Origin of the sequence: Streptomyces sp. NPDC056160, from assembly GCF_042268205.1 — a bacterium.
Taxonomy (GTDB): domain Bacteria; phylum Actinomycetota; class Actinomycetes; order Streptomycetales; family Streptomycetaceae; genus Streptomyces.
Genome location: NZ_JBHJUW010000103.1, coordinates 1 through 13,579, shown reverse-complemented (window position 1 = coordinate 13,579; position 13,579 = coordinate 1). Strand labels below are relative to the sequence as shown.

At 72.7% G+C, this 13,579-nt stretch carries 7 protein-coding genes and 2 pseudogenes; 5 read left to right on the top strand and 4 right to left on the bottom strand.

Annotated features, from left to right (window positions below):
* Position 1: 1 nt before the first annotated feature.
* Positions 2-706: a vancomycin high temperature exclusion protein gene (locus ACFC02_RS30105; RefSeq protein WP_376364001.1), complete on the bottom strand. Its 705-nt coding sequence runs from the start codon at positions 704-706 to the stop codon at positions 2-4.
* Positions 707-1,078: 372 nt separating this feature from the next.
* Here ACFC02_RS30105 and ACFC02_RS30100 point away from each other — a divergent pair.
* The 5 genes and pseudogenes from ACFC02_RS30100 (at position 1,079) to ACFC02_RS30080 (ending at position 8,134) form a co-directional block, all read left to right on the top strand.
* Positions 1,079-1,868: pseudogene (locus ACFC02_RS30100) on the top strand (sirohydrochlorin chelatase).
* 100 nt (positions 1,869-1,968) lie between these two features.
* The gene (locus ACFC02_RS30095; protein ID WP_376363998.1) at positions 1,969-3,321 is read left to right on the top strand and encodes a deoxyguanosinetriphosphate triphosphohydrolase; all 1,353 of its coding nucleotides are present in this window, start codon (positions 1,969-1,971) and stop codon (positions 3,319-3,321) included.
* Positions 3,322-3,533: 212 nt separating this feature from the next.
* Positions 3,534-4,799 (top strand): NAD(P)/FAD-dependent oxidoreductase, encoded by a 1,266-nt coding sequence (locus tag ACFC02_RS30090; protein WP_376363995.1) that lies wholly within the window; start codon positions 3,534-3,536, stop codon positions 4,797-4,799.
* Between the two features lie 38 nt (positions 4,800-4,837).
* The gene (gene dnaG, locus ACFC02_RS30085) at positions 4,838-6,763 is read left to right on the top strand and encodes a DNA primase (protein WP_376363992.1); all 1,926 of its coding nucleotides are present in this window, start codon (positions 4,838-4,840) and stop codon (positions 6,761-6,763) included.
* A 113-nt stretch (positions 6,764-6,876) separates the two neighbouring features.
* A pseudogene (locus tag ACFC02_RS30080) lies at positions 6,877-8,134 on the top strand (RNA polymerase sigma factor).
* Between the two features lie 39 nt (positions 8,135-8,173).
* On the opposite strand, the gene ACFC02_RS30075 reads toward ACFC02_RS30080, so the two are convergent.
* The 3 genes from ACFC02_RS30075 to ACFC02_RS30065 form a co-directional block, all read right to left on the bottom strand.
* Positions 8,174-10,102: an ABC transporter ATP-binding protein gene (locus ACFC02_RS30075; RefSeq protein ID WP_376363989.1), complete on the bottom strand. Its 1,929-nt coding sequence runs from the start codon at positions 10,100-10,102 to the stop codon at positions 8,174-8,176.
* Positions 10,102-11,835 (bottom strand): ABC transporter ATP-binding protein, encoded by a 1,734-nt coding sequence (locus ACFC02_RS30070; protein ID WP_360968975.1) that lies wholly within the window; start codon positions 11,833-11,835, stop codon positions 10,102-10,104. Before ACFC02_RS30070 ends, ACFC02_RS30075 begins: the two co-directional genes overlap by 1 nt.
* Positions 11,836-12,050: 215 nt before the next feature.
* Complete coding sequence (locus tag ACFC02_RS30065; RefSeq protein WP_376363986.1) at positions 12,051-13,529, bottom strand: FGGY-family carbohydrate kinase; 1,479 nt, start codon at positions 13,527-13,529, stop codon at positions 12,051-12,053.
* Between the last annotated feature and the right edge of the window lie 50 nt (positions 13,530-13,579).

The following is a 13,579-nucleotide window of genomic DNA, read 5'->3' as shown; positions in this document are numbered from 1 at the left end:
CTCACCCGGCCCCGGCCAGCGCCCGCGCGATCCCGGGCTCCTTCCGCCCCAGGAACCTCGGGTCGGGCCGGAAGGCCGCCTCCAGGGCCGCCTTGCCGGCCGCGAACACCTCACGGGTGCCGCCGTAGTACCAGGTGACGTCGTGCGCTGCCTCGACCCCGACACCGTAGGAGTCGATGCCCGCCGCGTCGCACAGGGCCACCGCCCGCCGGATGTGGAAGCCCTGGCTGACGAGCACCGCCCGGTCCACGCCGAAGATCTTCTTGGCGCGCACGCAGGAGTCCCACGTGTCGAAACCGGCGTAGTCCGTCACGATCCGGGCGGCTGGGACGCCGTGCGCCGTCAGGTAGGCGCGCATGGCGTCCGGCTCGTCGTAGTCCTCACGGCTGTTGTCCCCGGTCACCAGGAGCACCTTGATCCGCCCCTCCCGGTAGAGCGTGGCCGCCGCGTCCAGGCGGTGCGCCAGGTACGGCGACGGCTCGCCGTGCCACAGGCCCGCGCCGAACACGACGGCGACGTCGGCGCGTGGTGCGCCGGCCGTGGTGCGCAGCCGGTCCCCGGCGGCGACGTACAGCCAGGTCGCCGGAAGCAGCGCCAGCACGCACACGGCCACCACGGCCTGCACCAGCCGCCGCTGCCCGGTCCGCGTGCGCGGCAGGCGCGGTCGCATCCGTGCCCGCATCCGCATCCGCATCCGCATCCGCATCGGCGGACCCCCCTTCTCGTACGGTCTCCTACGGTCGTGCACGCCCTACGTTCCCTGTGCGCGATGTGCGCCAGGTGTGCCGGACGGGGCTCGATCGTGATCCTCGGTCCTTCGTTCAGCAAGGACGAGGCACGGCGCGGACCGGTTCGCTCCCCGCGTACCGCTCTCGCAACAGCGCACGCGTGACGCGACAGCGCGCGCGTCTCACCACAGGGCATGCGCCGCGTCCGCCCGCCCGTGTCCTCAAGCCCCCGCCCCCCTGCCTCCTGCCCCCCGCCTCACACCCACCGCCCCCGCCCCGCGCACCCCGCACAACATGCCCGACACGGTCACGCAACGGTGGCGCAACCCGCGCCCGTCAGGATCCCCCCCATGACGGCCTCACCCCCGCACGCCCCGCACGCCCCGGACACCCCCGGCCCGCCCGCCCTCGTCCTCGTGGCGCACGGGAGCCGCGACCCGCGCGCGCTGAGCACCGTACGGGCCCTGATGGCACGCGTCCGCGCCCTGCGCCCCGCCCTGCCCGTGCACCTCGGGCACATCGAGCTCGACGAACCCCGGCTGCCCGGCACCCTGGCCCGCCTCGGCCGGTCCGAGGCGGTGCTGGTGCCGCTGCTGTTCGGCCGCGGCCACCACGTCAAGCGGGACATCCCCGAGATGACGGCGGCGGCACCCGCACGCGCGCGTGGCCGCACCGCTCGGCCCGCACCCGCTGCTCGCCCAGGCGCTGCACGCCCGGCTGACCGAGGCGGGCTGGCGGCCGCCGGCCGACGCGGCCGCCCGCCGCGCGAGCGCGGTCGTCCTGGCCGCCGCCGGGTCCCGCGACCCCGAGTCCGCGGCCGGTACCCACCGCACCGCCCGGCTCCTGGCCGGCCGCCTCGGCGTGCCCGTCGTCCCCGCCTACGCCTCCGCAGCCGCGCCCACCGTCCCGGCGGCCGTGCGCGCGCTGGCCGCCCGCGGCCGGCACCGCGTCGCCGTCGCCTCCTGCTTCACCGCCCCCGGCCGCTTCGCCACCGAGTGCGCGTCCGCCACCCCCGCCCTGGCCGCGGCCCCCCTCGGCGCCCACCCGGCCATGGCCTGCCTGGTCCTCCACCGCTACGACCAGGCACTCACGCCCGTCCCCACCGCGCCCCCGATGCGAGCCGCGCCTCTCCCCGCCTGAAGCCCGAACGGACCCGGCGCCACCGAGACGCACCCTCCGCCACCCGTCGTGAGCGGACCGTGACGTCCCGCTTGTCAGTGGGTGCGCCTACTGTCGAGGCATGGAAGGGATCGAAGGGGCCGCCCCCGAGGCGGCAGCGCCGTACGAGAACCACCTCCCGCCCGTCGGCTACGACCAGGCGTCGCTCGACCGCTGGGCCGCCGAGCCCGACAAGCGGCCGGGGCGCACGGCGTTCCAGCGCGACCGGGCGCGGGTGCTGCACTCCGCGGCCCTCAGACGCCTGGCCGGCAAGACGCAGGTGGTCACGCCGGACGGCAGCCCCGGGGCCGCCGGCGCCTGGGACGCCAGCCCCCGCACCCGGCTGACCCACTCCCTGGAGTGCGCCCAGGTCGGCCGTGAGCTGGGCGCCGCCCTCGGCTGCGACCCCGACCTGGTGGAGGCGGCCTGCCTCTCGCACGACCTGGGCCACCCGCCCTTCGGACACAACGGCGAACAGGCGCTGAACGAGTTCGCGCACGACTGCGGCGGTTTCGAGGGCAACGCCCAGTCGCTGCGCCTGCTCACCCGCATCGAACCCAAGCGGTTCGTCACCGACCCCGCCTCGGGCCGGCCGGTCAGCGTCGGACTCAACCTGACGCGGGCCGCGCTGGACGCCGCCACCAAGTACCCGTGGCCGCGCGGCGCCCACCCGAGCGAGGCGGCCTCGCCCAAGTTCGGCGTCTACGAGGACGACCGGCCGGTCTTCGACTGGGCACGCCAGGGCGCCCCCGGCACGCGCACCTGTTTCGAGGCCCAGGTCATGGACTGGTCCGACGACGTGGCGTACTCGGTGCACGACGTGGAGGACGGCCTGCACGCCGGCCACATCGACCCCCGCTGCCTCGGGGCCGAGCCCGAACGCCGGGCCGTCTTCGCCGTCGCCGTCGGCCGCTACGTCCCGGCGGACACCGACCCCGCCGAGCCGGCCGAGGCCCTGGACCGCCTCCTCGACCAGGAGTGGTGGCCGCACGGCTACGACGGCTCGGCCGTGGCCCAGGCCCGCCTGAAGGACGCCACCAGCCAGCTCATCGGCCGCTTCTGCCTGGCCGCCGAGGGCGCCACCCGGCAGGCGTACGGCGGCGGGCGGCTGACCCGGTACGGAGCGGAGCTGGTCGTCCCGAGAAGCACCCGAATGGAGTGCGCCGTCCTCAAGGCCGTCGCCGACCTGTTCGTCATGCAGCGCGTCGAGCAGGAACGGCTCCGCGCCGACCAGCGCGTCGTCGTCGCCGAACTGGCCGCGGCGCTCACCGCGCGCGCCCCCGACGGCCTCGATCCGCAGTTCCGCGCCCTGTTCGGCCGGGCCGCCGACGACCGCGCCCGCAAGCGCGTGATCGTCGACCAGATCGCCTCCCTCACCGACGCCTCGGCCCGCTCGCTTCACGCACGTCTGACGGGGGCAGGCATGACGGCATGAGACTGACAGCGCGCTTACGGACACCCGTGATACCGCTGTTACCTGTGGGACCGGGGTGACCGCCGTGACAGGAGCTGCCCCGAGGTGACCCTGCGTGGCCTGATCGGGCCACTCCCTCTTCCCGCATCACGCTCCGTGCGGGACGCTCGCATGTGGCGGCACCCGCAGTTCCTCTGGGAGACACCCCCCAGACCCCCGGCAGGAGGCATCAAGTGGTCGACGCGGATCAGACATTCGTCATCGTCGGAGGAGGTCTGGCCGGCGCGAAGGCGGCCGAGACGCTGCGCGCGGAAGGCTTCAGCGGTCGCGTGATCCTCGTCTGCGACGAGCGCGACCACCCCTACGAACGCCCGCCGCTGTCCAAGGGCTACCTGCTCGGCAAGGAGGAACGCGACAGCGTCTTCGTGCAGGAACCCGCCTGGTACGCGCGCCACGACATCGAGCTGCACCTCGGCCAGACCGTCGACGCGATCGACCGTGCCGCGAAGAGCGTCCACTACGGCGACGACGGCACCCACGTGCGCTACGACAAGCTGCTGCTGGCCACCGGCGCCGAGCCGCGCCGCCTGGACATCCCCGGCACCGGCCTGGCCGGCGTGCACCACCTGCGCCGCCTCGCCCACGCCGAGCGCCTGAAGAACGTCCTGACCCACCTCGGCCGGGACAACGGCCACCTGGTGATCGCGGGCGCCGGCTGGATCGGCCTGGAGGTCGCCGCCGCGGCCCGCGAGTACGGCGCCGAGGTCACCGTCGTCGAGCCGTCGCCCACCCCGCTGCACGGCGTGCTCGGCCCCGAGCTGGGCCAGCTCTTCGCCGAGCTGCACCGCGAGCACGGCGTCCGCTTCCACTTCGGCGCCAAGCTCACCGAGATCGTCGGCCAGGACGGCATGGTGCTGGCCGCCCGCACCGACGACGGCGAGGAGCACCCCTGCCACGACGTGCTCGCCGCGATCGGCGCCGCCCCGCGCACCTCCCTGGCGGAGGCGGCGGGCCTGGAGCTGGCCGACCGGGCGCACGGCGGCGGCATCATGGTCGACGAGCGGCTGCGCACCAGTGATCCCGACATCTTCGCCGCCGGCGACGTGGCCGCCTTCCCGCACGCCCTGTTCGACACCCGGCTGCGCGTCGAGCACTGGGCCAACGCCCTCAACGGCGGCCCGGCCGCGGCCCGCGCGATGCTCGGCCGGGACGTCACCTACGACCGGGTGCCCTACTTCTTCTCCGACCAGTACGACCTGGGGATGGAGTACAGCGGATGGGCGCCCCCGGGCTCGTACGACCAGGTGGTCATCCGCGGCGACGCCGGGAAGCGCGAGTTCATCGCGTTCTGGGTGAAGGAGGGCAGGGTCCTGGCCGGGATGAACGTCAACGTGTGGGACGTCACGGACCCCATCCAGCACCTGATCCGCACGAAGTCGCAGGTGGACACGGACGCGCTGGCCGACCCGCACGTGCCGCTGGACACCCTCGCCTCCTGAGGCACGGGGATGTCCGACCGCCCCCGTAGAATTCACGCGTGGCAGGACGGATCAACGACGAGGACGTGAAGGCGGTACGGGACGCGGTCCCGATCGACGCCGTGGTGTCCGAGTACCTCCAGCTGCGGAACGCGGGCGGCGGCAACCTCAAGGGCCTGTGCCCGTTCCACGACGAGAAGTCGCCGTCCTTCCAGGTCAGCCCGAGCAAGGGGCTCTTCCACTGCTTCGGCTGCCAGGAGGGCGGCGACACCATCACGTTCGTGATGAAGGTCGACCACCTCACCTTCTCCGAGGCGGTCGAGCGCCTGGCCGCCCAGGCCGGCATCACCCTGCGCTACGAGGAGGGCGGTTACAACCCCGCCCACCAGCGCGGCGAGCGCATCCGCCTGGTCGAGGCGCACAAACTGGCCGCCGACTGGTACGCCGAACAGCTCGCGAGCAGCGCCGAGGCCGAGACCGGCCGCGTCTTCCTCGCCGAGCGCGGCTTCGACCAGGCGGCCGCGCTCCACTTCGGCGTCGGCTACAGCCCGCAGGGCTGGGACCACCTCATCCGCTTCCTGCGCGGCAAGGGCTTCACCGACAAGGAACTGCTCCTGTCCGGCCTCGCCCAGGAGGGCCGCCGCGGCCCCATCGACCGCTTCCGCGGCCGGCTGATGTGGCCGATCCGCGACATCGGCGGCGAGGTGGTGGGCTTCGGCGCGCGCAAGCTCCACGAGGCGGACACCGGCCCGAAGTACCTGAACACGCCCGAGACGCCGATCTACAAGAAGTCCCAGGTCCTGTACGGCATCGACCTGGCGAAGAAGGAGATCGCGAAGGTCTCCCGGGCGGTCGTGGTCGAGGGCTACACCGACGTCATGGCCTGCCACCTCGCCGGTGTCACCACCGCCATCGCCACCTGCGGCACGGCCTTCGGCGGCGACCACATCAAGATCCTGCGCCGGCTGCTGATGGACAACGGCTCGGCCCGTGTGATCTTCACCTTCGACGGCGACGCCGCCGGCCAGAAGGCCGCGCTGCGCGCCTTCGAGGACGACCAGAAGTTCGCCGCCGAGACGTACATCGCCGTCGCCCCCGACGGCATGGACCCCTGCGAGCTGCGCTTGGCCAAGGGCGACGACGCCGTCACCGACCTGGTGCGGCCGCGCACCCCGCTCTTCGAGTTCGCGCTGCGCCAGATCGTCGCCCGCTACGACCTGGACACCCCGGCCGGGCGCGCCGCCGCCCTGGACGAGGCCGCGCCGGTCGTCGCCCGGATCAAGAACAGCGGCGCCCAGCACGAGGTCGCCGTCCAGCTCGCCGGGCTCCTCGGCATCCTCGACACCCAGTTCGTGGTCAAGCGGGTGGCGCAGCTGGCCCGCTGGGCCCGTGAGCGCGGTTCCGGCCGCGGCGGCGGCCAGGGCCCCGACCGGCAGCAGCGCGGCCCGCAGCAGCAGTACGCCGCCCCCGCGCAGAGCGCCGCCCCCCGCGGCCCCGCGCTCAACCTGCGCAACCCGGTCCACGCCACCGAGCGCGAGCTGCTGAAGCTCGCCCTGCAACGCCCGGAGCTGGTCTCCCCGGCCTTCGACGCGTACGGGGTGGACGAGTTCACCGCCCCGCCCTACGCGGCCGTACGCCAGGCCATCCAGGAAGCGGGCGGCGCCGAGTACGGCACGGCCGACCCGCAGGAGTACCTGGTCCGCGTCCGCGAGGCCGCCCCCGACGACACGGTCCGCGCGATGGTCACCGAGCTGGCGGTGGAGGCGATCCTGCTCCGCCGCGAGGTCGACGAGGGCTATGCCGGCGCGCAACTGGTGACGGTCCGCCGCCGTGCCGTCGAACGCCGCATCCGCGACCTCTCCAGCACCGTCGCCCGCCTCGGCAACGGCGGCGACCCCGCCCACCTGGCCGCCGCCCAGAACGAGCTGTGGATCCTCCAGCAGTACGACCAGGCCCTGCGGGAGCGGGGCGCGGGCGCGCTCTGAGCGCCACCCCGCCCTCCGGGCGACCGGGATGACCGCCCGGTGACGGACCGGATGCAAAAAGTCACCGCACGCCCCTCGTGGCGGCGTTGTGTCGTACCCCACACTGGGGTCCGGTGCCCGAGTTCTCGGAGCGCGGCCGGACCGTCCCCCACGGGGCCCCCTCCCGGCGGCCGTGCTCCTCGCGTACGGGACGGGCAGCGGCGAGGCCGTCGATCCGTCCCCCGAGCAGCGCTGCGGCACAGGTCAGCAGCGATCATCCTGGAGGTCGCCCGCGTGCAGACCCAGACCCTCACCCCTACCGACAGCGCCACCGACCTCGTCCTCGCGGCGGCCGTACCCTCACGGGACCGGGTCGCGCACCACCCGGAGGCGGCCGAGCCGGAGGAGCCCGAGGAGCCGGAAGCGGACGCCCCCGAGCCCGTCGGGCCGGCCGCCACCCCCGCCCGCGCCGAGAGCGGCGGGCCCTCCTCGGACCTGTTCCGGCAGTACCTGCGCGAGATCGGCCGCATCCCGCTGCTCAGCGCGGCCGAGGAGGTGGAACTCGCCCGCCGCGTCGAAGCCGGGCTCTTCGCCGAGGAGAAGCTCGGCAGCACCCCCGACCTCGACAGCAGCCTCGCCGTCGACCTGGACCGGCTCGTCGTGCTGGGCCGGATGGCCAAGCGGCGGCTCATCGAGGCCAACCTGCGCCTCGTGGTGTCCGTCGCCAAGCGCTACGTCGGACGCGGGCTGACCATGCTCGACCTGGTCCAGGAGGGCAACCTGGGACTGATCCGGGCGGTGGAGAAGTTCGACTACGCCCGCGGCTACAAGTTCTCGACGTACGCGACCTGGTGGATCCGCCAGGCGATGTCCCGCGCGCTGGCCGACCAGGCCCGCACCATCCGGGTGCCCGTCCACGTCGTCGAACTGATCAACCGGGTCGTCCGGGTACAGCGCCGCATGCTCCAGGAGCGCGGCTACGAGCCCACCCCGGCCGAGGTCGCCGCCCAGCTGGAACTGCCGCCCGAGCGGGTCGGCGAGGTGCTGCGGCTCGCGCAGGAGCCCGTCTCCCTGCACGCCCCCGTCGGCGAGGAGGACGACGTCGCCCTCGGTGACCTCATCGAGGACGGGGACGCCGCGTCCCCCGTGGAGTCGGCGGCGTTCCTGCTGCTGCGCGAGCACCTGGAGGCCGTGCTGTCGACGCTGGGGGAGCGCGAGCGCAAGGTCGTCCAGCTCCGCTACGGCCTCGAGGACGGGCGCCCGCGCACCCTGGAGGAGATAGGACGGCTGTTCGGCGTGACCCGGGAGCGGATCCGCCAGATAGAGTCCAAGACCCTCAACAAGCTGCGCGACCACACCTTCGCCGACCAGTTGCGCGGCTACCTCGACTGACCGGGGGCCGCCGGCCGGCGGCCCCCTCCGTCGCCCCGCTCAGTCCACCTCGGCGACCGCCTGCGCGAACTGCGCCTTGTACAGCCGCGCGTAGGCCCCGTCGGCGGCCAGCAGCTCGTCGTGGGCGCCCTGTTCGACGATGGCGCCGTTCTCCATGACGAGGATGGTGTCCGCGTCCCGGATGGTGGACAGCCGGTGCGCGATCACGAACGACGTCCTGCCGTGCTGGAGTTTGGCCATGGCCTTCTGGATCAGCACCTCGGTACGGGTGTCGACCGAACTGGTCGCCTCGTCCAGGACGAGGATCACCGGGTCGGACAGGAACGCACGCGCGATGGTGATGAGCTGCTTCTCCCCGGCGCTGACCCCGGTGCCCTCGTCGTCGATCACCGTGTCGTAGCCGTCGGGGAGCGTCCGGACGAACCGGTCCGCGTGCGCGGCCCGCGCCGCCTCCTCGATCTCCCCGCGGGTGACCTCGCGGGAGGCACCGTAGGCGATGTTCTCCGCGATGGTGCCGCCGAACAGCCAGGTGTCCTGGAGCACCATGCCGATGGCGGAGCGCAGCTCGTCACGCGACATGCGGGCGATGTCCACGCCGTCCAGGGTGATGTGCCCGCCGGTGACGTCGTAGAACCGCATGAGCAGGTTGACCAGCGTCGTCTTGCCCGCGCCGGTCGGGCCGACGATCGCGACCGTGTGGCCCGGCTCCACCCTCAGCGACAGGTCCTCGATGAGCGGCTTGTCCGGTTCGTAACGGAACGACACGTGCTCCAGCGCGACCCGCCCGCGCAACTCCTCCGGCCGCACGCCCGGCACCGGGTCCGCCTCCTGCTCCTCCGCGTCCAGGAGTTCGAAGACCCGCTCGGCCGAGGCGACGCCCGACTGCACCAGGTTCGCCATCGACGCGACCTGCGTCAGCGGCATCGAGAACTGCCGCGAGTACTGGATGAACGCCTGCACGTCACCGATGGACAGCGTGCCCGAGGCGACCCGCAGGCCGCCGACGACCGCGACGAGCACGTAGTTCAGGTTCGACACGAACATCATCAGCGGCTGCATGATGCCGCTGTTGAACTGGGCCTTGAACCCGGCCTCGTACAGTGCCTCGTTCTGCTCGGCGAACTGCTGCGCCGACTCCTCCTGCCGCCCGAACACCTTCACCAGGGCGTGGCCGGTGTACATCTCCTCGATGTGCGCGTTCAGTTTGCCGGTGGAGCGCCACTGCTGCACGAAGTGCGGCTGGGAGCGCTTGCCCACGCGGGTGGCCACGACGAACGACAGCGGCACGGTCACCAGCGCGACCAGCGCCAGCAGCCAGGAGACCCAGAACATCACGATGAGCACGCCGACGATGGTCAGCAGCGAGTTGATGAGCTGGCCCATCGACTGGTTCAGGGTCTGCCCGATGTTGTCGATGTCGTTGGTGGCGCGGGAGAGCACCTCGCCGCGCTGGCGCTTGTCGAAGTACGACAGCGGCAGCCGCGACAGCTTCGTCTGCACGTCCTCGCGCATCCGGAACATGGTCCGGTTGACCGACCTGTTCACCAGCCGGGTCGCCACCGCCATCAGCAGACCGGCGGCGAGGAACGTGCCCAGGGCGAACAGCAGGACCTCGCCGACGGCCCCGAAGTCGATGCCCTGGCCGGGCGTGAAGTCCGTGCTCCTGAGCATGTCGGCGATCGAGCCCTGGCCGTGCGCGCGCAGGGAGGCGAGGGTCTGGTCCTTGGTCGCGCCGGCCGGGAACTGCCGGCCGATGATGCCGGCGAAGACCAGGTCGGTGGCCTTGCCGAGGATCTTCGGCCCGATGACGCTGAGCGTGACGCTGACCACCACGCACGCCAGCAGGATGCCGATCGTGGCCCGTTCGGGCCGGAACTGGGCGATGAGCCGCTTGCCCGAGTTCTTGAAGTCCATCGAGCGGCTGTCGGGGGAGCCCCCGGCCATCATCCGCCCCATCGGCCCGGCCATCAGGCAGCCTCCGCTTCCGTGAGCTGGGAGAGCACGATCTCCCGGTACGTCTCGTTGTCCGCCATCAGCTCCTGGTGGCGGCCGGTGCCGACGACCCGGCCCTCGTCCAGGACGATGATCCGGTCGGCGTCGCGGATGGTCGCCACCCGCTGGGCGACGATGACGACGGTCGCCTCGGCCGTCTCGCGCGCCAGCGCGGCGCGCAGGGCCGCGTCGGTGGCGTAGTCGAGCGCGGAGAAGGAGTCGTCGAAGAGGTAGATCTCCGGGCGCTGCACGAGGGTGCGGGCGATGGCGAGCCGCTGGCGCTGGCCGCCGGACACGTTGGTGCCGCCCTGCGAGATGGGCGCGTCGAGGCCGCCCTCCAGCTTGCCGACGAACTCCTTGGCCTGCGCCACCTCCAGCGCGTGCCACAGTTCCTCGTCGGTGGCGTCCGGGTTGCCGTAGCGCAGGTTGGTGGCGACGGTGCCGGCGAACAGGTACGGCTTCTGCGGCACCATGCCGACGGTCTTCGCCAGCAGCTTGGCGTCCACGGTCCGTACGTCCACGCCGTCCACCAGGATCTCGCCGTCCGTCGCGTCGAACAGGCGGGCGACCAGGCCCAGCAGGGTGGACTTGCCGCTGCCGGTCGAGCCGATGACGGCGGTCACCTCGCCGGGGCGGGCGGCCAGGTCGACGGCCTTGAGCACGGGCTCCTCGGCACCGGGGTAGCGGAAGCCCGCCCCGCGCAGCTCCAGGTGGCCGTGGCGGCGCAGTTCGCGTACGGGCGCGAGCGGCGGCACGACGCTGGACTCGGTGCCCATGACCTCCTGGATGCGCTCGGCGCAGACCTCGGCGCGCGGCACCATCATGAACATGAAGGTGGCCATCATGACGGACATCACGATCTGCATCAGGTACGCCAGGAACGCGGTGAGGTCACCGATCATCATGCCGCCGCTGTCGATGCGGTGCGCGCCGAACCACACCACCGCGATGGACGACAGGTTCACCACCGTCATCACCATCGGGAACATCAGCGCGAGCATCCGGCCGGTCGCCAGGGACATCTCGGTCAGGTCCCCGTTGGCCTTGCGGAAGCGGTCGTTCTCGTACTCGTCGCGGACGAAGGCCCGGATGACGCGGTTGCCGCTGATCTGCTCGCGCAGCACCCGGTTCACCGTGTCCAGGCGTGTCTGCATGGACCGGAACAGCGGGCGCAGCCGACGCACGATCAGCGTCACGCAGATGGCCAGCACCGGTACGACGGCGACCAGGACCCCCGACAACGGCACGTCCAGGCCGAGGGCCAGCACGACACCGCCCACGCACATGATGGGCGCCGACACCATCAGGGTGAACGTCATCAGGGCCAGCATCTGTACCTGCTGGACGTCATTGGTCGTACGGGTGATGAGCGAGGGGGCGCCGAACTGGGCGACCTCGCGCGCGGAGAAGGACTGCACGCGGTCGAAGACGGCGGCCCGCACGTCCCGGCCGAGCGAGGAGGCGGTCTTGGCGCCGTAGTAGACGGCACCGATGTTGCACGCCACCTGCGCCAGTGAGATGGCGATCATCACGGCGCCGAAGGTCAGGATGTAATCCGTGTCACCCTTCACGACGCCCTTGTCGATGATGTGGGCGTTCAACGTGGGCAGGTAGAGGGTGGCGCAGGTCTGCAGGAACTGCAGCAGCACCAGAAGGGCGATGGGTTTCTTGTAGGGCCTGAGATAGGTCCGCAGGAGTCGTATGAGCACGCTGGGTCTCTCGGAGTCGGCGGTGGGGGCGGTCGGTGTCCCCTGGCACCTATCGTCGGACACTCCACCCGCGTTACCTCAACTGATTAACCCGATGGAAGCGCGGGGGCGGGTTCCCCGGCCGACGCGCCGTCAGCCGGAGGCCGCTCCCGCAGGGCGTCGGCCGATGTCCTCTGATGCCCTTTACGCCCTGTGCGTTTTGTCTTTCATGCGTCTTATCCGGTGAACGCGTCCGGTTGCGCGGTGAACGCACCCGGATGGGTCTGTTCGCGCACGGCGACGTACTGCTGACGGACCGCCTGGCCCACCGCCAGGTCCTCGCCGGGCTCCAGCACCTGCGCGACCGCCCCCTGCCAGGCCGGCGGGGTCCTCGGGTCGAGGGTGCCCTGCGAGACGCCGAGCGCCCAGGCCGCCTGCCGGGCGGCACCGATCGCCGCGTAGTCCGCGGGCTGCGGCACCACGACCTGCGCGCCGAACAGCGAGGGCGCCGCGGCCTGCACGGCGGGCAGTTCGGCGGCCGGACCGAGCAGGAAGACGCGCCGCACCTCCACCCCCCGGCCGCGCAGCACGTCCAGCGCGTCCGCGAGCCCGCACAGCATGCCCTCGAACGCGGCCCGCGCCAGGTGCTCCGGCTTCATCGACTCGCGCCGCAGCCCCGACAGCGTCCCGGCAGTGTGCGGCAGGGAAGGCGTCCGCTCGCCCTCCAGGTACGGCAGCAGGACGAGGCCGTGGGAGCCCGGCGTCGACTTCATCGCCAGTTCGGACAGGGCCTCCGGATCGGGCAGGCCCAGCAGTTCGGCGGTGCCGCGCAGGGCTCGTACGGCGTTCAGTGTGGTGACCACCGGCAGGTGCATGCCCGTGGCGTCGGCGAGCGAGGTGATCATCCCGGTCTGGTCCACCAGCGCCTCGGGATGCACGGCCATCACCGACCCCGAGGCGCCCAGCGACACCACCGCGTCCCCGAGCCCCAGCCCGAGGCCGAAGGCGGCGGCCATGGTCTCCCCGGTCCCGGCCGAGATCAGCAGCCCCTCCGGCGTCGTACCGGCCGCCTCGGCCGGGCCGATCACCTCGGGCAGCACCGCCTGGTGGCCGAGCGCCAACTCGACCAGGTCGGGCCGGTAGGAACCGGTGGCCGCGGACCAGTACCCGGTGCCGGACGCGCCGCCGCGGTCGGTGGTCCGCCGCACCGGACGGCCCAGCAACTGCCACACCAGCCAGTCGTGCGCCTGCATCAGCACGGCCGTGCGGCCGGCCGCCTCCGGTTCGTTCTTCGCCAGCCAGCGCAGTTTCGTCACCGGCTGCGCGGCCTGTGGCACACAGCCGACCGCCTGCGCCCACGCCTCACGGCCGCCGAGCGAATCGATCAGGTCCGCCGCGGAGACCTGGGCCCGCCGGTCGCCGCCGACCAGCGCCGGGCGCACCGTGCCGCCCTTGCCGTCGAGCGGGACCAGCGCGTTCTGCTGCGCGGAGACGCCGATCGCCTGCACGCCCTCCAGCAGTCCGCCGCCCGCGGCCTCCCCGAGCGAGAGCAGCCAGGCCTGCGGATCCACGTCCGCGACGCGGCCTCCCCCGCCCTCGGGGCTCTCCACCGGATGCGGTGCGTAGCCCTGCCGGAGCACGGCCCCCGTGTCCGTGTCGCAGACCACGATGCGAGTGAAATCGGGCGAACTGTCCAACCCGGCGACTATCCCCATGCCGAAAATTCTGCCGCATCGCCGCGGCCGCCGGGGGCGGGGGCACGTTG

Coding starts and splice junctions, on each gene's coding strand:
- ACFC02_RS30105 (WP_376364001.1), bottom strand. CDS start 706: ATGCGGATGCGGATGCGGATGCGGATGCGGGCACGGATGCGACCGCGC.
- ACFC02_RS30095 (WP_376363998.1), top strand. CDS start 1,969: ATGGAAGGGATCGAAGGGGCCGCCCCCGAGGCGGCAGCGCCGTACGAG.
- ACFC02_RS30075 (WP_376363989.1), bottom strand. CDS start 10,102: ATGGCCGGGCCGATGGGGCGGATGATGGCCGGGGGCTCCCCCGACAGC.
- ACFC02_RS30065 (WP_376363986.1), bottom strand. CDS start 13,529: ATGGGGATAGTCGCCGGGTTGGACAGTTCGCCCGATTTCACTCGCATC.